Source organism: Glaciecola sp. HA4-3 (genome assembly GCF_055693685.1).
The window spans coordinates 1418227-1437847 of the sequence record NZ_CM146340.1 but is presented as its reverse complement, the minus strand read 5'-3'; the positions used below and the strand labels follow the sequence as shown (position 1 = coordinate 1437847).

17 protein-coding genes and 1 pseudogene are annotated in these 19621 nt (G+C 39.8%); 11 read left to right on the top strand and 7 right to left on the bottom strand.

The genetic code is table 11. From position 1 onward, the window contains the following. Window positions 1-101 precede the first annotated feature (101 nt). Both ACZ1G6_RS06825 and ACZ1G6_RS06820 read left to right on the top strand, forming a co-directional pair. On the top strand, window positions 102-809 hold the full coding sequence (locus ACZ1G6_RS06825; RefSeq protein ID WP_472618611.1) for a flagellar assembly protein A: 708 nt from the start codon (window positions 102-104) through the stop codon (window positions 807-809). Continuing rightward, complete coding sequence (locus ACZ1G6_RS06820; RefSeq protein WP_472618945.1) at window positions 755-1660, top strand: FapA family protein; 906 nt, start codon at window positions 755-757, stop codon at window positions 1658-1660. Before ACZ1G6_RS06825 ends, ACZ1G6_RS06820 begins: the two co-directional genes overlap by 55 nt. A 109-nt stretch (window positions 1661-1769) precedes the next feature. Here the strand turns inward: ACZ1G6_RS06820 and ACZ1G6_RS06815 are convergent, their stop codons facing one another. Further along, a complete protein-coding gene (locus ACZ1G6_RS06815; RefSeq protein WP_472618610.1) occupies window positions 1770-2954 on the bottom strand; it encodes a thiolase family protein in 1185 nt (394 codons plus the stop codon). A 167-nt stretch (window positions 2955-3121) separates the two neighbouring features. On the opposite strand from ACZ1G6_RS06815, the gene ACZ1G6_RS06810 reads away from it, so the two are divergent. The 6 genes and pseudogenes from ACZ1G6_RS06810 to ACZ1G6_RS06785 all read left to right on the top strand — a co-directional run bounded on the left by ACZ1G6_RS06810 (window position 3122) and on the right by ACZ1G6_RS06785 (window position 10106). After that, complete coding sequence (locus ACZ1G6_RS06810; RefSeq protein WP_472618609.1) at window positions 3122-3514, top strand: MerR family transcriptional regulator; 393 nt, start codon at window positions 3122-3124, stop codon at window positions 3512-3514. Then, on the top strand, window positions 3514-4683 hold the full coding sequence (locus ACZ1G6_RS06805; protein ID WP_472618944.1) for an isovaleryl-CoA dehydrogenase: 1170 nt from the start codon (window positions 3514-3516) through the stop codon (window positions 4681-4683). The genes ACZ1G6_RS06810 and ACZ1G6_RS06805 overlap by 1 nt, the downstream gene beginning before the upstream one ends. 110 nt (window positions 4684-4793) lie before the next feature. Then, complete coding sequence (locus tag ACZ1G6_RS06800; RefSeq protein WP_472618608.1) at window positions 4794-6398, top strand: carboxyl transferase domain-containing protein; 1605 nt, start codon at window positions 4794-4796, stop codon at window positions 6396-6398. Window positions 6399-6439: 41 nt separating this feature from the next. Next, a complete protein-coding gene (locus tag ACZ1G6_RS06795) occupies window positions 6440-7228 on the top strand; it encodes an enoyl-CoA hydratase/isomerase family protein (RefSeq protein WP_472618607.1) in 789 nt (262 codons plus the stop codon). After that, window positions 7221-9177, top strand: a pseudogene (locus tag ACZ1G6_RS06790) (acetyl/propionyl/methylcrotonyl-CoA carboxylase subunit alpha). The gene ACZ1G6_RS06795 and the pseudogene ACZ1G6_RS06790 overlap by 8 nt, the downstream one beginning before the upstream one ends. 20 nt (window positions 9178-9197) lie before the next feature. Continuing rightward, window positions 9198-10106, top strand: a complete 909-nt coding sequence (locus ACZ1G6_RS06785) for a hydroxymethylglutaryl-CoA lyase (RefSeq protein ID WP_472618606.1) — start codon at window positions 9198-9200, stop codon at window positions 10104-10106. Between the two features lie 55 nt (window positions 10107-10161). On the opposite strand, the gene ACZ1G6_RS06780 is transcribed toward ACZ1G6_RS06785, so the two are convergent. Continuing rightward, entirely contained in the window at window positions 10162-11325 is a 1164-nt protein-coding gene (locus tag ACZ1G6_RS06780; protein WP_472618605.1) for an MFS transporter permease, read from the bottom strand. A gap of 181 nt (window positions 11326-11506) precedes the next feature. Here ACZ1G6_RS06780 and glgC point away from each other — a divergent pair, with 181 nt between their 5' ends. Then, entirely contained in the window at window positions 11507-12760 is a 1254-nt protein-coding gene (glgC, locus tag ACZ1G6_RS06775; RefSeq protein WP_472618604.1) for a glucose-1-phosphate adenylyltransferase, read from the top strand. Window positions 12761-12840: 80 nt separating this feature from the next. Here glgC and ACZ1G6_RS06770 read toward each other — a convergent pair whose 3' ends face one another. The 3 genes from ACZ1G6_RS06770 to ACZ1G6_RS06760 form a co-directional block, all read right to left on the bottom strand. Further along, window positions 12841-13425, bottom strand: a complete 585-nt coding sequence (locus tag ACZ1G6_RS06770) for a PEP-CTERM sorting domain-containing protein (RefSeq protein ID WP_472618603.1) — start codon at window positions 13423-13425, stop codon at window positions 12841-12843. Window positions 13426-13603: 178 nt separating this feature from the next. Next, entirely contained in the window at window positions 13604-14428 is an 825-nt protein-coding gene (locus ACZ1G6_RS06765) for an alpha/beta fold hydrolase (RefSeq protein ID WP_472618602.1), read from the bottom strand. Continuing rightward, complete coding sequence (locus ACZ1G6_RS06760) at window positions 14425-15531, bottom strand: AraC family transcriptional regulator (protein WP_472618601.1); 1107 nt, start codon at window positions 15529-15531, stop codon at window positions 14425-14427. The genes ACZ1G6_RS06765 and ACZ1G6_RS06760 overlap by 4 nt, the downstream gene beginning before the upstream one ends. 51 nt (window positions 15532-15582) lie before the next feature. On the opposite strand from ACZ1G6_RS06760, the gene ACZ1G6_RS06755 reads away from it, so the two are divergent. Further along, the gene (locus ACZ1G6_RS06755) at window positions 15583-16740 is read left to right on the top strand and encodes an alkane 1-monooxygenase (protein ID WP_472618600.1); all 1158 of its coding nucleotides are present in this window, start codon (window positions 15583-15585) and stop codon (window positions 16738-16740) included. 107 nt (window positions 16741-16847) lie between these two features. Beyond that, the gene (locus ACZ1G6_RS06750; protein ID WP_472618599.1) at window positions 16848-17654 is read left to right on the top strand and encodes an acyl-CoA thioesterase; all 807 of its coding nucleotides are present in this window, start codon (window positions 16848-16850) and stop codon (window positions 17652-17654) included. Window positions 17655-17659: 5 nt separating this feature from the next. Here the strand turns inward: ACZ1G6_RS06750 and ACZ1G6_RS06745 are convergent, their stop codons facing one another. Continuing rightward, window positions 17660-18505 (bottom strand): HDOD domain-containing protein, encoded by an 846-nt coding sequence (locus tag ACZ1G6_RS06745; RefSeq protein WP_472618598.1) that lies wholly within the window; start codon window positions 18503-18505, stop codon window positions 17660-17662. Window positions 18506-18528: 23 nt separating this feature from the next. Continuing rightward, window positions 18529-19611, bottom strand: coding sequence for a 2-dehydropantoate 2-reductase (locus ACZ1G6_RS06740; protein ID WP_472618597.1), 1083 nt, complete (start codon window positions 19609-19611; stop codon window positions 18529-18531). Window positions 19612-19621 lie beyond the last annotated feature (10 nt).

Sequence of the window (19621 nt, the reverse complement as noted above, 5' to 3'; positions counted from 1 at the left end):
TATAGCGGTCGATACTCATTACATAGTATTATTTTTTAATGTGCTAAGACCGCTAGCAGGATTAAGCATAATGAACAAACAGATGAGCACGCATTGACATAATGAATGGCATAAATGTACACATTTCTGATGATGAGCAAACCCTTTTGCTATCGGTAGATCCGTTAATGATTGAGGGTGTGTTAGATGTGGATGAAATATCTTTTTTTATACAACAAGGTGACTATGATCATTATGTAGTCTCAAAAGACAAACTGTTGGCATTAAAAGACATTACGACAAAAAATGAAGTTAATGGCGATATGGATAGCTTTGAGTTTGAAATTGGCGAACTCAAAAAAGCTGAAGCGAAAGTAAAAATATCGCCTGATAACATGCAAGCGACCTTAGTCATTCAAGCCCCTTTCAAAGGTCCAACTATAACTTTACCAGAGGTTGTCGCACTACTTGCCGAACACGGAATCTGTCGAGGGATTAGTAAAAAACGGATCAAAACCTTAATCGACCAAATTGCTCAAGCAGAACCCGGCGAAACAATGAGTTTAGTGGTTGCTGTAGGACTGCCGCCTAGACAGGGCAAGGACTCTTATATTAAACCGCTTGTCCCTAATGCACTTGAGCGTGTTTTACAACCCCAAGAAGCTGATGGTGACAAAGTCGACATGCGCAATTTAGGCGACGTACTTTGCGTCATTCCCGGTACAAAAATCGCAATGAGAATGCCACCTAAGGTAATGGCCGCCCTGGTTATACTATTAAAAATGAGCCCCTTGCACCAACACCAGGCGAACTTAAGGATATTGATTTAGGTGCAAACACCGAGATCGATACCAGCGATAACGATCTAATTTTAGCTAGCATGGCGGGACAAGCAAAATTTAAAAATGACCAAATGTATGTCGATGATGTATATGAGTGTCAAGGTGTTAATGTTGGAACAGGCAATATTAAATATGAAGGCGCAGTAATTGTCACCGGCGACGTTACTGAAAATATGCAAATCATTGCAAAAGGTGACGTGACGATTAATGGCTTTGTCGAATCAGCCTATATCAGGTCTGGTGGTGATATTATTATCACACAAGGCGCTATGGGCAAAATGAATGAGGCTGATTGTCAGTTAGTGGCAAAAGGAAGTGTCTTTATTTCACATGGCCAAGGACTTGATTTAGTGTGTGGTAAAGATATAAATGTTAGTAAGCAGCTTGCTTATTCCAGGGTACGATGCAGAGGTTCAGTCGTTGTTGGTAAAATTGATAACCCAAAAGGAAACCTATTTGCTAGCACCGTTAAATGCCAATCAACAATTACTGCGGGCAGCGTTGGCGCCATTTCAGGCAGTGAGCTAATAATTGATTATAGCGACGGATACAATATTGTTTGTGAGCGTTTAGACTCAATTGGCGAATTATTTAAACAATTATCTAGTTCTAATGCAGACCACGAGTTAAAGGTATCCAGCATTAATAACAAATACATACCCGCATCGCTGAAAAATAAACTGCGTGACCTCAACAGTGAACTTGAATCGGAACGAATACTGCTAAACTGGCTACGTGAGACGATGAATAAACTGCAAAGGATGAAGGACACTTACGAATCCAATGCGAAAGTGGTAGCGACTAAAGAGCTATTTCCATGGCGTTGTTATCAAGCTTAATAAAAAGATTTGGAAAGCAGATACGGAAACCAACGCATGTCGCGTTGCACTAGAAGATGGAAGCTGGCGCTACGAACCAATTAAATAAACCGTAGTAGCGCCTAACACTCTAGACTTCTATTGCAATTGCAGTCGCCTCTCCGCCACCAATACACAAGGCAGCAAGGCCTTTTGATTTACCTTGGTTTCGTAATGCATGAATTAAGGTGACTAAAATACGTGCACCTGAAGCCCCAATGGGATGTCCCAACGCACAAGCTCCACCATTTACGTTAACTTTATCAATATCTAGCTTAAGATGATTAATTGCTAACATAGTCACCATTGCAAACGCTTCATTTATTTCAAACAGATCAACATCATCGCTTTTCCACCCTGCTTTATCCAAGACCTTTTCAATGGCACCAACGGGGGCAACAGTGAAATCTTCAGGTGCCAGCGCATTCGTTGCATGTGCTTTTATCGTTGCTAGAATAGGCAGTCCTAATGCATTTGCTTTAGCTTGAGACATAACCACAAGCGCTGAAGCTCCGTCAGAGATAGAACTAGAATTTGCAGCTGTCACAGTGCCATCTTTTTTAAAGGCAGCGCGTAGACTAGGGATCTTCTCTATTTTAGCATTGCCTGGACCTTCATCAGTATCGATAACCGATTGTCCCTTTCTACTTTTTACCGTAACAGGGGCAATTTCGTTATCAAAAGCACCACTATCAATTGCGTTTTGAGCGCGTGTTAAAGAGCTAATAGCAAACTCATCCATTTGTTGCCTTGTGATGTTTTGCGCATCGGCGGTATCTTGCGCAAAACACCCCATCGCTTTGCCATCGTAGGCATTTTCTAAGCCATCTAACATCATATGATCAAACGTTTGACCATGCCCCATACGATAGCCTGCACGTGCTTTTGACAATATATAGGGTGCATTACTCATACTTTCCATTCCACCAGCGATGGCTGCATCTATCGAACCAGACTTTATGAGATCATGTGCTAACATAACTGCCTTCATTCCTGAGCCACAGACTTTATTGATAGTTGTTGCGCCAGTCGATAAAGGCAATTGGGCGTTTAAGCTAGCTTGCCTAGCAGGTGCCTGCCCCAAACCAGCTGGTAAAACACACCCCATAATTACCTCATCTATCGTAATCGCTTGCGATGTTTTTTGCGTTAGGGTTTCCATCGCTGATTTTATTGCTATACCGCCAAGTTCTGGAGATGGCACGTTTGACAAGCCACCCATAAACCCGCCCATTGCGGTTCTTTTTGCTGCTACAATAACTACTGAATCACTCATTGCTGTTCCTTAAACGTTGCTTAACACTTAAAACTTTCGACCATTTCAACATTCTGTCTTATGACATTTAATAATGTCAAACTTCACTTTACCTTTACGTTAACTTGACTTTACGTAAACGTAAAGTCATTATTATGTAAATTTTATGATTATTAACATCACGGCTTATGAGTGTAACGACCTTTAGCATTGGCGAACTATCAAAACATTACGATATTACACCTCGTTCTATTCGTTTTTACGAAGAACAAGGCTTGTTAGCGCCTGAACGAGACGGCCAAGCACGCATCTATTATCTTAAAGATAAGGTACGCCTTAAACTCATTCTTCGTGGTAAAAGACTAGGCTTTTCATTAGCTGAAATTAAAAAGCTCTTTGAGTTATACGATGCAAATAATAATTCCGAGGCTCAGCTTGAGACGATGCTTGAGCTCACCAAAACAAAAAGAGCCGTCCTGCAACAGCAATTTAATGATATTCAAATGCTAATGAATGAATTAGACGATGTTGAGGCCCGCTGTCAAATTGAACTTAACGATATAAAACGAGGTATTGCATGATTACTGCGCCCTATCCAACACTAAACTTCGGCCTTGGCGAAGACATCGACATGCTACGCGAGCATGTATATAACTTTGCGCAAAATGAAATTGCTCCACTAGCTGAAAAAGCGGACGAACAAAATAGTTTTCCTAACGAGTTGTGGCCTAAATTAGGTGAAATGGGGCTGCTTGGTGTAACCGTAAGTGAAGAATTTGGTGGATCTAACATGGGGTATTTAGCACATACCGTCGCCATGGAAGAAATAAGCCGCGCCTCTGCTGGCATTGGTTTAAGCTATGGTGCCCACTCTAACTTGTGTGTTAATCAGCTTTATAAAAATGGCAGTCAAGCGCAAAAAGAAAAATACCTCCCTTCTTTAGTAAGTGGAGAGCATGTTGGCGCGCTAGCAATGAGCGAGCCTAATGCGGGTTCAGATGTAGTGAGTATGAAACTACGAGCTGATAGAAAAGGCGACGATTATGTGCTAAACGGCAATAAAATGTGGATAACAAATGGTCCTGACGCTGCTACTTTTATCATCTACGCTAAAACGGATGTCAACGGCGGCTCTAAAGGAATTACTGCTTTTATCGTTGAAAAAGATACCCCTGGATTTAGCCAAGCACAAAAACTAGATAAGCTTGGTATGCGCTCATCAAATACTTGTGAATTAGTATTTGATGACGCTGTGGTTCCCGCATCCAACATTCTTGGTGAGATTGGTGGTGGTGTTAAGGTGCTAATGAGTGGTTTAGATTACGAGCGCCTTGTTTTATCGGGAGGTCCTTTGGGGATCATGCAAGCTTGTATGGACGCGGTTGTTCCTTACATTCATGACCGTAGTCAATTTGGTAAGTCAATTGGTGAGTTTCAACTTGTTCAGGGCAAAGTAGCGGATATGTATACACAGATGAATGCCGCTCGTGCGTATGTGTATGCAGTCGCAAAATCCTGTGATCGTGGTGAGACCACCCGAAAAGACGCCGCCGGAGCCATTTTGTATTCAGCTGAATTGGCTACCAAAATGGCATTGGATGCAATCCAACTATTGGGTGGAAACGGCTACATCAACGAATATCCAACCGGCAGACTACTAAGAGACGCCAAGCTATACGAGATTGGAGCAGGAACATCTGAAATACGTCGCATGCTAATTGGTCGCGAATTGTTTAACGAATCAAAATAAATACTCGTGATAAAACGAAAAAGAACGATGGCTTTAAAGCTTTAGTTCTTTTTTGTTAAATTTTGTTTTTCTACTAGTCTGAATAGACATGCTTTTCAAGGAATATATCCGTGCCCGTCATTGAATCAAAAATAAATACTGCCAGTGAAGCGTTCTTGCAAAATAAAGCTCATATGCAATTCCAAGTTGATGATTTGCGTCAAACCGTCGCTAAAATTATGCTTGGCGGCGGTGAAAAAGCGCGTGAACGTCACCTTTCTAGGGGTAAATTACTACCTAGAGAACGCATAGAAAATTTAATAGACCCTAATACTGCCTTTCTAGAGATTGCACAACTTGCAGCTTATGAAGTATATGATGACTATGTGCCTTGTGCTGGCGTGATAGCGGGTATTGGTTCAGTCAATGGCATTGAGTGTATGATCGTCGCAAACGATGCAACGGTCAAAGGCGGGACGTACTATCCTTTGACCGTTAAAAAGCACCTTCGAGCGCAAACTGTTGCGATTGAAAATAATCTACCTTGTATTTATTTAGTCGATTCTGGCGGCGCAAATTTACCAAGGCAAGACGATGTTTTTCCAGACAAAGAGCATTTTGGTCGAATTTTTTTCAATCAAGCGAATATGTCAGCGATGAATATTCCACAAATTGCAGTGGTGATGGGCTCATGTACTGCTGGAGGTGCATATGTGCCTGCAATGGCAGATGAATCAATCATTGTGAGAGAACAAGGTACTATCTTTTTAGGCGGACCACCACTTGTTCAAGCTGCAACAGGCGAAGTGGTGACGGCCGAAGAATTAGGCGGAGGCGATGTTCACTGTCGTACATCGGGTGTAGTGGATCATTTAGCTAATAATGACCAACAAGCGTTAAGTATAGCCAGAGACGCCGTTGCAAGATTAAATCGAAATGATAAATATTTGTCTCAACATGCCAGTATTTCACCTCGATATAGCGCAGAAGAGATTTACGGGATTATCCCTAAAGATAGCAAGCAGCCTTACGATGTCAGAGAAATCATTGCGCGTATTGTGGATGATAGTGATTTTCATGAATTTAAAGCACTCTTTGGTGAAACCCTTGTCTGTGGTTTTGCCAAAATAGATGGATACGACGTCGGTATTTTAGGTAACAATGGCATATTATTCGCCGAATCTGCCCAAAAAGGTGCACATTTTATTGAGCTATGCTGCCAAAGACGTATCCCCTTAATATTTTTACAAAACATCACAGGTTTTATGGTTGGTAAACAATACGAAGCAGGCGGTATTGCAAAGCATGGCGCTAAAATGGTAACGGCTGTTGCCTGTGCAAACGTGCCTAAACTAACCGTATTAATTGGAGGTAGTTTTGGTGCAGGTAATTATGGCATGTGTGGACGAGCATATGACCCAAGATTTTTATTTATGTGGCCTAATGCACGAATTTCGGTGATGGGCGGAGCTCAAGCAGCAGGTGTGCTTGCGCAAGTAAAAATTGGGCAAGCTCAAAGAAACGGCGAAACACTTAGTGATAGCGATATCGACGACATTAAACAACCCGTCATCGAGACATATGAAAAGCAAGGTCATCCATATTACGCGTCGGCTCGTTTATGGGATGATGGTGTTATTGACCCCGCAGATACTAGAAAAGTATTGTCTCTTGCATTAAAAGCAGCGAGTAATAAAGAAATTAGCGACACTAAATTTGGTGTGTTTAGAATGTAAACGCGAGTAAAAATACTGCGTAATAAAAATGAGAACATAATATGAGTTTTGTTGAATTTAGTGTAGAGAACGCTATTGCAAAGGTTACGCTTAACCGGCCTGAGCTACATAATGCCTTCAATGAAGATGTTATTAGCGCTTTACATGAGAGCTTTGTTAAAGTCCAAAATGATGACGCAATCCGTGTAATGGTACTGCAGTCTAATGGCAAATCATTTAGTGCAGGTGCCGATTTGAATTGGATGAAGAAAATGGCGTCGTACACTGAAGATGAAAATCGCCGCGACGCGCAAAAATTAGCGGATATGCTTCATGCACTATATTCAATCGACAAACCAACGATTGCAAGGGTTCAAGGTGCAGCTTTTGGTGGCGCAGTTGGATTAGTCGCATGTTGTGACATTGCTATCGCTAGTAGATTAAGTAAATTTTGCTTGAGCGAAGTTAAATTAGGACTTATTCCTGCGACTATATCCCCATACGTAATAGAAGCCTTAGGGCCTCGTGTTGCTAAATACCTATTTATGACCGCGGATGTTTTTTCTGCGAGACGAGCCCGAAGAATCGGTTTGATTAGTGAAGCTGTGAGTGAAGAAGATTTAGATACTCAAGTACAAAGTGTCATCGACAGCCTTCTTAAAAATGGCCCAAAAGCAGTGTCCCAGGCAAAACAACTGGTTAAAGATGTGAGCTATCAAAACATTGACGAAGAGTTAATCGCGTATACGAGCAAAAAAATTGCAGCCATAAGAGTATCGGATGAAGGTCAAGAAGGCCTAACTGCTTTTTTGAATAAACGCCCTGCAAATTGGATTATCAAACATGATTAATAAAATACTGATTGCTAATAGAGGTGAAATTGCTTGCCGTATAATCAAAACAGCAAAACGCCTAGGAATAGACACAGTAGCCGTTTATTCAGACGCGGACCGAAGCGCTCAACACGTAAAAATGGCAGACGAAGCTATTTATATCGGTGAAGCCGAAGCAAGTAAAAGCTATTTAAAGGGCAATAGCATTATCGCAAAAGCAGTAGAGTATAATGTTGACGCAATCCATCCTGGATATGGCTTTTTGTCCGAGAATGCGCTTTTTGCAGATGAATGTCAGGACAATGGGATTATCTTTATAGGTCCTCCTGCAGATGCTATTAACGCTATGGGAAGTAAATCGGCCGCAAAAACAATCATGGAAAAAGCAAATGTTCCTCTTGTACTAAGGCTATCATGGTGATGAACAATCCCCTGCTTTTTTACACGAACAAGCACAACGGATGGGCTACCCTGTTCTTCTAAAAGCTGCTGCAGGTGGCGGCGGAAAAGGAATGCGGCAAGTATGGAAAGATGAAGACTTCATTGATGCATTAAATGCGGCTAAGCGAGAGTCAATGAAGAGCTTCAGTGACGATCATATGCTGATTGAAAAGTACTTAACAGAGCCAAGACATGTAGAAATCCAAGTTTTTTGTGATCATCATGGCAATGGTGTTTATTTGTTTGAAAGAGACTGTTCCGTTCAACGAAGACACCAAAAAATAATAGAAGAAGCTCCAGCCCCCGGATTAAGTGACACTCTTAGGCAACAAATGGGCGAAGCAGCATTAAAAGCTGCGTTTGCAATTGATTACGTTGGTGCAGGCACGGTAGAGTTTCTGCTAGATAGCGACGGTGCATTTTATTTTATGGAGATGAATACTCGCTTGCAAGTTGAGCATCCAGTCACTGAGTTTATAACAGGAGAAGATTTAGTAGAGTGGCAGATATCTGTTGCAAACAATCAAGTGTTACCAAAATCACAAGCACAACTTCGCTGCTCTGGACATGCATTTGAAGCTAGAATATACGCTGAAGACCCCAACAATGATTTTTTGCCAGCAACCGGTTTAATTGAATACCTTCAAGCACCTGATACCAATCAAAACGTGAGAGTTGATACAGGAGTTGTCACGCATGATGAAGTATCTATATATTATGACCCCATGATATCAAAGTTAATTGTCTGGTCTGATGATAGAGACAAAGCATTAAATTTACTCGTCAAAAGTCTCAAGCAATATATGTTGTGTGGTTTAGTTACCAATATTCCATATTTGATAAAAGTCGCGACTAGCAAGCCTTTTGTGAATGCTGAACTCACTACAGATTTTGTTGAAAGACATGAAGCGCTTATTAATCAGCAATCAAATGCCTTAAGTGATAAAGCAGTTATCAGCATCGTTGCGGCGCTTCATGCAACAGTTGACCAAGATACCTTATCAGGCTTTAGATTGAACCACGAGTATCATAAAAATATTAAATTTAATATAGAAGATCTTGAATTTGATATCGCGCATTATCAACAAAACGCTGGCAGATGCCGCTTTTTATATGATACCAAACACTATGAATATCGTGTGAACAAAGCGTCCGATAAACTATTTATTGAAACAAACAATGAAAAATGGCAGTGCGATTATTATGAAAATTCGCGAAAGCTTTATTTATTGTCTGACCAAGGCTTACTGACTGTTGACAAAATTCCACCTGATTTGGGAACCCAATCTGATGCGCTTCATGCAGGGGATATTTTGGCGCCAATGAACGGTACAGTTGTCAATGTATTGGTCAGCGAAGGAGAAAACGTCAGCAAAGGACAGCTTCTTGTTATTGTAGAGGCGATGAAAATGGAACATAGCTTAAAAGCACCTTATGACGGTGTCGTTGACGCTAGTTTTGTTAAAAGTGGCATGCGAGTAGATGGTGGTGCCGTCTTATTGACCGTTACTTCTGATACCGACTAATAAAGAAAAGGCGAAATAAGATGTCCAATTTACCTTCATTTGTAAATGTGATTGAAGTAGGCGCAAGAGATGGTTTGCAAAATGAAAACAAAGCGCTAAGCGCAGCTCAGAAAGTCCAACTAATTGATAGCTTATCAGAATCTGGGATGTCTCATGTTGAAGCAGGCAGCTTTGTCTCACCCAAATGGGTGCCGCAAATGGCAAACTCAAATGAGGTATTAACAACTATCAAAAGGAAAAAAGGTACTATCTATAGTGCCTTAACGCCCAATTTAAGAGGTTATGATGATGCGAAAGCATCAGGTGCAGATGTCGTCGCAGTATTTGCTAGTGCATCTGAAAGTTTTTCGCAAAAGAACATTAACTGTTCAATCGAGCAAAGTATAGAGCGTTTTGCTACCGTCATTAAGCAAGCAAATCGCGATAACATACCCGTTCGAGGATATGTATCTTGTGCCCTAGGTTGTCCTTACGAAGGCGAAGTCTCGAAACAGGCCGTCAAAGATATAAGCGCTACACTGTTCGACTTAGGCTGCTATGAAGTATCATTGGGAGATACCATCGGTGTAGGATCTGCGCTAAAAACACAACAATTACTAAGCCTATTACTTAGCAGCATGCCTAGTGATAAATTAGCTCTTCATTGCCATGATACATATGGTCAAGCCTTAAGCAATGTATTAGTTGGCTTACAAGAAGGTATTGCAACCTTTGATGCAAGTGTGGCTGGTCTAGGTGGTTGTCCATACGCTAAAGGCGCATCAGGCAATCTCGCTAGTGAGGATCTTGTTTATATGTTAAGCGAATCGAACATCGACACGGGCATTGACTTAAATAAACTCATCGAAACCGGCGATTGGATAAGCAACATTTTACAAAGAGATAATCAATCAAAAACGGCAAAAGCGATATTGGCAACCAAAGCATAATTGTCATGCAGTCTCATTCACTGCATGCTTTAACGCACACAATGATATAAACGCTCTATTTTTCATTATCAAGCCAGAAACTAATGAAAATACCTATTAGCATTAGGCACACCATGGTAATCAAAATAAAACCAAGCGGGTCAAGCAAAATTGCATCAATAGCAGCGTATATCCCCCCTGCCGCAAGCATAAAAGCGCCAACAACCGTATTAGAAAAAGCAACAAACTCGGTTCTATCTTGTCCACTACTTATATCAATTGCATAAATTTTGCGCCCGCTCCTTACCCCTTCATACCCAAGTTGCAATAATAGAAACAAAGCGACCAATACATAAGGATACTCAAGCATGATTTCATAAGCATAATAGCCAGCAATTAAGGTAATAGTGGCTAAAACACAAATACTTGTACCTATTTGCATTGATAATACTGCACTATAATCACTAACTCTTCCCCATACATATGAAGATACTAAACTAGCTAAGGCTTGGGCAGCCAAAAAATAAGCTAATATGCCAAATTTACTCCCTGAATAAGCAAGAATAAAAAAAGGAGCAACAAGCGCTGTATGACTCATCAAGGCACGCGCAGCAATAAATAATTTAAGCCGAAGCCTGAGTGCTTCGCGTTTCTTTGAGGTTTCTACTTTTTGTAGAACTTTGACTTTCGTTTTTACATTGAATAAAACACCAAATGCAAATACCTGACTACAAGTAGCAATTAAGGCAATCGCGATTAATTTATATGTTTCGTCCAACATTTGCGCATTTTTGGCGTAAATAGCGATGATTGACACTGTTAGACTAATAAACCCAGAAATAGTACCCGCAGCCCCTATTAAATGCCCTCTTTTACCTTTATCAATGTGTTTTCCTTGAATATCTTTCATGACTAAAGAACACAATGACCGACTTAGACTCCAAACAGATAATGCAACCAAAATGCTAAGTCCTGCCACAAAACCCGACATCCAAAGCGCGGAGATTATCATCAGAATGCTTGTTGTTATTTGAATTATGATACCAAGTTGCCAAATATGATGGCGCTTTTCATAAGAGCGTAACATTCGCGCGAACAAAGCTTGCGGTAATAAAGCACCAGATTCTCTTATAGGTACTAGTAAGTTACTTAAGTAAGCAGGAGCACCAGCAGCTTGCATTAAGGTGGGTAAGGTTGTTTTTGGTGATAATAGTATGTCACTTATCTTTGTCAGTATCAAAGATACTGCGATTTGTAGTTTAACGATAATACTTTCCTTTTATAGGTATTACACATAATCGTGATTACTAGATTGGTTTAAATTGCTGCGTCTTATTATTTACGCATCTTAGCGTGTTTTGATTGCTCGCAAAAAAATAATCACTTAGTATGTTAAAGAGTATGCCTATAGGGGGTAGCAAATGGAAAAACCAAATAATCGTTATATCAGTAACTTAACAAGAGACACTTATGCCTTAGTGCTTGCAGGCGGGCGCGGCTCAAGACTTCATGAATTGACCAACTGGCGTGCTAAACCTGCTTTATATTTTGGTGGAAAATTCCGAATTATCGACTTCCCTCTTTCCAATTGTATCAATTCAGGGATACGCAACATTGGAGTATTGACTCAATATAAATCGCACTCTCTTATTAGGCACCTTGTGCGTGGATGGGGGCACTTTAAAAAAGAATTAGGCGAATCAGTTGAAGTACTTCCCGCTTCTCAGCGTTTTTCAGAGGATTGGTATCAAGGTACAGCCGATGCTGTGTATCAAAATATTGATATTATCCGAGACGAATTACCCAAATATGTAATGATTTTATCGGGCGACCACATCTATAGAATGGATTATGGCCCGATGTTGGCACAGCATGTGGAATCTGGCGCAAAAATGACCGTAAGTTGCATGTCTGTACCAATTGAACAAGCAAAAGGGGCATTTGGGGTTATTTCAATCGATGACAATAATCAAGTTAATGGCTTTATAGAAAAACCAAGCTCCCCTGCTCCTTTACCTGACGACCCAGACAGTTGTCTAGCTTCAATGGGTAATTACGTTTTTGATACCGATTTTTTATTCGAACAGCTAGAACGTGATTCTCTTAATCCAAATTCTGACCATGATTTTGGCAAAGACATTATTCCTAGCATTATCGATAACTATCGTGTTTGTGCTTTTGATTTTAAAAAGAGTGCAAAAAACGACTCTTACTGGCGTGATGTAGGGACGCTTGATAGTTTTTGGGAAGCTAATATGGAGCTTGTTGCTCCTGTACCTGAACTTAACCTTTACGACAAACTGTGGCCAATTTGGACCTACCAAGAACAACTGCCACCTGCTAAATTCGTCTATGAGAATGAGCACAATAAAGGCGAAGCGCTAAACTCCCTAGTCTCAGGTGGGTGTATTATTTCCGGCTCAACGGTTAAATCAAGTATTCTGTTCTCGAACGTGAACATATTCTCAAGCGCGATTATCAATGAAGCTGTCATTTTACCCAACGCATCTATTGGAAAAGGCGCAAAAATCAACAAAGCCATCATTGACAGAGGCTGCGTGGTGCCTGATAACATGATTATCGGATTTGACCATGACGAAGATATTGCTAGAGGATTTCGAGTCTCACAAAATGGCGTGGTGCTGGTAACTAGAGAAATGCTAAACACACTTTAAAATTGGTATAAACAAAAAAAAGAGCGCTATTTGAGCGCTCTTTTTTGTGATGAACCAAAGTCATCCTTTGTTGCTTACCACTATTTCGCTCTTCTTGACCAAACTACTGCAAAAATTCCTGCTAATAGCAAACCTATGGTAGATGGTGAAGGCACAGCGTTGTAAGTAAGTGTCGCACTTAACGACCCACCACAATTAGTTCTACAACGAGACGTTGAGCCACTTACATATGCATTCACAGAATCAGACGGTGTCATAATCAACGTTAAATCACCACCTGAAAACCCACCAATTGTTGATAGCAATAAACTAGCTGTAGCTGTGCCATCATAATTATAGGATCTTGGGTTAGGATTGGTAAGCACAACACTTGACCATTGACCTAGAGCGAAAGAGCCTGCAGAATTTGTCACTGCGGTGACTAAAAATTCACTTCTAGAATCTAAATCCAAACCGATAAAGTTAAACATCACTTCAATCGACGTTTCTGTCGCATCAAGCTGTCGCAAATTTAAAAATGTAAAGGTAAATGGATCAACTATTCTATCACCATTTAAATCCAGCTCTGCTTGCGGGCCAGAACTTACCGAAATTAACGCGGCTTTAGAAGCACTTGTAAAGAAAACGCTCCCAACGACCAGTAAAGCAATCATTAAATATTTCACTGAATAATTTCCCTATGTTTTTTATTAAAAAATTTATGATTTGCAATAATCGAGCCAAGCAAAAATCAATTATAAAACAATTACTTAAAATGCGACGATAAAATAGTGTAAAATTTTCTGACAGTATATAAAGATATGTACAGCCTCTATTTTCAGGTATTAAATTGACTGGGTTAACTTATAATGCAAAAGACCTTATGCATTTGTTAATTATCTGTCCAACTTCATGTGGGTACTCTAGGGGAAACATATGACCTCCCTTGTCAAACTCTATATGTTTAACCGATGGATTTGCTTTTAAAAAAGGATTTCGTAAAACTGGCACGCACACATCTGTATTTCGACTGGTAATTAATACACTTGGTATAGTTAGTTTACCTGCGTATTCAGGGAGGTTATGAGGCAAAGTTCGAAAAATGTTAGCTTCAGTTGCTACATCAAAATTGAGTACTAAACTATCGCCTTGCTGCTCAATTACGGATGCCACATAATCTTCAATACATTGTGGATCGAAGTCTTTAAATAACTTCTTTTGTGAAAAATACTGATGTAAATCAGTGCCATGCTTCCATCGATGATTTCGAATACTAGTCATGCCAGCAGGCGTAATATGGTCTATAAATTTAGTCTTTTTAATGGCTCGAAAGACATACCTAGCTAGTCCTGTTGCTAAAGGCGGGTCTAGCATAATAAGGCCACAGAATAAATCAGGGCGCGTACACGCCGCCATGTATGATATTACCCCACCAAAAGAGTGACCAACTAGCACCACTGGTAATTGTTTCTTTTGTTGTAATTGATGTGCTTCTACATAATCAATTAACTCACTCACTTGATTTTGCCAATTATCATTTAATGGATATTTAGGGTTGTGGGCAAATTTATCGATTGCAATAAGCTGATATTTTGATGAAAAGCCAGAAAACATTTTTTGATAACTACCACTAGGAAATCCGTTCGCATGCGCAAAGTGAACAGTTGTTTGTGCTTGTTGTTCTATCACCTTTTTTGTTCCTGTATAAAATCACTAGGAGTGCATTGATACCATCGTTTAAATGCACGCCTAAAATTCGCAATATCTAAATACCCCAAATGAGCAGCCGTTTCGGAGATTGAATAGCGATATACTATCAAGCATTCTTTGGCAACAGATGCTTGGTGCTGATCAAGTTGCTGCTTAAAGCTTGTTCCCTCCTCTTTTAGATAGCGATGTAAACTGCGTGGGCTGGTATGTAATAACTGAGCAACTTGCTCTAATGATGGCCTTTGATTATCAAATTGCATTAAACACTGCTTTACCTTCCCAATGTAACTTGCGTGCTGATAGTGTTTCTCTAACTCCTCTTGGCACGCTTGCTTAGCTTGCAAGTAACTTAGCCTATCCACATTAGGTATACTCAAATTCAACATTTCCTTTGAAAACACAATGCCACAATATGCATGTTCAAATTCAAAACTGACCGGTAAATACTCGTTATACTTGTCCACATAGCTGGGCTGAGGATAATCAAAAAATATTTTTTGCATTTTAAGTTTTGGTACTTTTTGCTGTAAAACATCAAATATATTCACTACAGCGCCCGTTACCGCCTCTATTATGAAACGGTGTAATTGCTCATCCCAATGAGTATCTTTGGCCAAAACTAAGACTTGATCTTCTTTAGTCAATATATTGATTTCGATAAAGGGAATACGAATAGCAAGAAATTGTTTCACAAACTCTAGCATTTGAGCCACATCGCTGCAGTTCAATAGGCCCAGGCCAAATGTACCATGATGGGCAATTTGTAATTTTTTGCCGACACTTAATCCTAGATGCTTAGAAAATTGCCGAGAAATTGCGTCAATAAGTAAGTTATCAAAAGACGACGCGGGGATACTATATTGTTCGTTTAATAAGGCATCAAATTTTAGACCGTTTTGCGTTAACCAAGCTTGAGTATCCACATTATTTTCTTCTAGTACTGTAATTAAGTGTCCCAAGTAATAAATAGGAATGTGTTGCATAGATACTTCAACTACCAAACTAGCTAATATAATGAAAAGATACGTCATTAACAGCCATTTGGCAATAAATGACTCATTATTGTCGTTTTTAACTCTCACTTAATCGTGTTTATTCGATGCAAACTATGGTTAATTCATAGGAGAAGTACCATGTTGCATTACGCTAAATTTTTTCATTACTACGCAATTGTTTTAATTGCATGCATGTTTTTACTGCTTGCTCAAAACTTTATTTACCTTGGTTTTGCACTATTTATTTTAGTGTATGTAGTGGGTGATGCAATTTTAGGCGATGATCACAGCACTCCTACGCTTGATTTTAAGATCCTACTTAATATCATGCTATATGGCGCATTGCCCCTTAGCCTGTTGATTGTCACAATCTGTATATGGTTAGTCACTCCATATCAGTGGGCATTTATGAGCTGGTTATCAGAACTTCTTCACTACGATTTTGTAACAGCGAAAAATAACACAACAATAGCGCAACTTGGCGTTGCTATAATATTTGCCGCGTTCATGCTCGCAGGTGTAGCAACGGTGGTGGCACATGAACTTGTTCATCGAATTGGCTCTAAGTTTGATGTAAGTCTTGGTCGATGGTTAATGGCATTTAGCTTTGATGCAAACTTTTCAATTGAACATGTATACAACCATCATGCAAAAGTGGCCACAAGTGATGATCCCGTCACGGCGCCTCGCGGACGCAGCGTATATGTCCATGTACCTTATGCAATCTATGGAACAAACAAATCGGCTTGGGCGATTGAATCAAAACGTCTAAAACGCAAACAACAAGGCATTTTAAGTATCCATAATCGCTACTTGAGGGGTTGGGCAATGACCTTTAGTATACTTGCATTAGTGAGCTTAACGGGAAGCTGGCAAGCCCTACTTTTCGTCTCACTAGTAGGGCTCAACGCTAAAATCATACTAGAAATTGTCAATTACATGGAGCACTACGGATTGGTTAGGGATTCAAGAGAGCCTGTGCGTCCTAGACACTCCTGGAATTCTAACAGACGCGTGAGTTGTTGGGCAATGTTCAATCTTCCAAGACATTCACACCATCATGCACAAGCCTCCGCCCCCTTTGAAAAGCTAATGCCGATGGAATCTTCACCAATGATGATAAGTGGTTATATATCCACTATTGTCATTACACTTATTCCTCCTTTGTGGTTTAAATTGATGGCACCAAAACTTAAACATTGGGATGAACATTTTGCTAATGACAAAGAGCTCGCTATCTTGCAGCAACAAAACAAAAACAAATCCAAAAATCGCTTGTTTGCCATTTTACAATAGTAGGATGCTTCACTCCTAACTTGCATATTCTAACAATTGCACTAATATTATGCACAACTAATCAGACCAGATGTATCGCATGATATGTCTGGCTTTGGAGCATAAACATGAAGAATATCGACGAGTACTTATTACAAGCATCTTTGCACAATACCAAAAGTGACCATAGTTTCTTAATTGATAAGTCTTGGTCTCAGGGACGCACTGTATATGGTGGAATAAGTGCGGGGATGCTATTTATTGCCGCAAAAAGTTATGTTGAGCCTGACAGAGTGCTTCGCTCCATGAGCACCAATTTTGTAGGACCTTTACTAAGTGAAGTACCATTTACGATTACAATAGAGCAAGTACGCATCGGTAAAAACGTGTCGCAGATTCATGCAAGAGCTATACAAGACGGTAAAGTATGTGTGTTAAGTCAATTTTGTTTTGCGCAAAATCGTGACTCAAAAATCATTGTCGAAAACAATGAAAAGCACATGATGGCGGTGCCAGAAAAAGCTAAATTCATACCACAAATCCCTAAAGTCACTCCTAAGTTTTTGCGTCATTTTGAATTGTCTATTAATGAAGGAGGCATCCCCTTTACGGGCAAAAAATCGAGTTCTTACTATGGTTGGATGCGATATAAAAAAGCATCAAATGTAATAAATGATGCTCATATTATTGCAATCATTGATGCTTGGCCGCCAACACTTTTACAAATGTTGAAATGGCCTGCCCCGGCAAGTACTGTTAGTTGGAATGTTGATTTTATTCATCCCCACAGAACAATAAAATCAACGGACTGGCTTGCGTACAAAGCTGATACAAGGCAAGCCGCAGGTGGTTATGGACATACCGAGGCAACAATTTGGGACGCTGATGGAGAGGTAATAGCATTAAGCCGACAAACTGTAGCCGTATTTGACTAATCTCATCATTTACTTTGGGCGCTTGCGATTCTGAATATGGAGGCAAGCGTCTCGTATTGTTCTTGTTTTGATTCAACAAGTGCTCCAAGAAACTCTTGCTCTAAACCAAGGCTTTGGAATAAAAAGTCTGGAACATCGTCATCAATCGTGTAAATCTCATCAAATACTTGCACAAGCGCTAAACTGTATGACAATTGAACAATTTGAGATTCAATTGTAATTGCAGGGGTATCATCATGATGCTGCATTGCAACTGCAGACACCAGTATATCTGGGATGAGCCATCTTTGGAGTAAAGCGGCTGAAATATCTGCAAATGTAAACCCTAGGATTTCTTCCTGAACTTGCTTTGGGTAGTAATGTTCATATACTCGATTGCAGTCTCTAGCTAAACTTGGGCTTACTCGAAGTACAACTAACTCTCCAACATTGTGCAGTAGCCCCGCTGTATATAATTTTGAGGCGTTTTTCATCTTTAAGTGTTTTGCGATATCCATAGCATACAATGCACATAGCACGCTTTGCTTCCAAAACTTGTTCGCATCAATATACTTTTCATGTTCACGCCCAAACATATTCGTCATTCCGAACACTAATGCAAATTCGTATACAGACTGAAGTCCAATCACTTGTATCGCTTTTTCCAATGACTCAATTTTACGCTCAAATCTAAAGATCGAGCTGTTAGCATACTTAAGTAAATGAACAGTCAAACTAGGGTCAGAATTAACAATATCAGCAATATCTTTTGTAGATGATGAGTCTTTATCAAATAACTCTCGTAATTGATTGGCGGTGTCTTTTAATGCGAATAACTCATTCGCTTTTTGCGCATAGTCGATTGCATTCATAAACGAGATTTTACCCCCTTATTTTACTGGTAACGCTGGTTAATGGACTTTACCGCTTTTAAAAATTCGTCACTACTAGGTCGTTGACCTGCCTCTGAATTTTTTATCTGCTCGACGATAAACTGATTAAAAGGCACTTGTACACCAAGGTTTGACGCTTGCGACACAATAAAGCCGTTTATGTAGTCAATTTCTGTCTGTTTATTGGCATTTATATCCCAAAACATACTCGTCCTGACTTTTGGATCTACTTGAAGCATTTTATGTGCCAAACGCTTAAAGAGGACATTTGGTAACTTTAAAATATAAGGGATGTATTTATTAGGGACATTAGCTACTTTAGGTAACTTTATTTTTTTCTTTTGACTAAGGGTTAATAATTCTTGCATCATACCAGCAATAAAGTACCGATAATCAGCATTTTCTAACATCGATTTTACAGGAATATCGGCCAAGGCATTAACTGCATTTCCAAGGTTAATCTGAAGCTTAGCCCATTGCAAAGCGGTCATATCGTATGTAATGGCGATAGGCAATAGATCACTGTTTAACTGCCTAGCTAACCATTTGATAGATTCCTCACTTTCATTATTTAACTCTAAACTCATCAAACCTTGGGAACCTCGATGAAAGTGAGCATCATTATCATTCACTACGTTAAACGGAACCATTGCTCTAAGAACGAGATTTTCTGGGAATGCTTGTTTTATCACTAGATGATTGCTGACGCCATTTTGACAACAAATAATAATGCTTTGGTGGTTAACTATTTCACGCAAACTATCAACAACATCATGTAAAGAAAGACATTTTACAGTTAACCACACAATATCAATGTCGTTATCCAACTCATGAAGCGTATTTTCACAAACCACTTTTTTGGGTATTACGCTATGTGCAGCACTACAGAACTCGTTACCATGATAATCAGAAATAGTAAGCCCAAGACCAATTTTTTGAATCATTTTAGGACGAGCTACAAATGAAACCGTTTGTCCAACACTCATAAAAGCTGCGCCCAAATAGCACCCAATTAACCCTGCACCATAAATCAAGTGGTGAGCATCAGTACTAATTTTGCTATTTGCTGCCCTTGTAGTAGGCATGAACTGTATT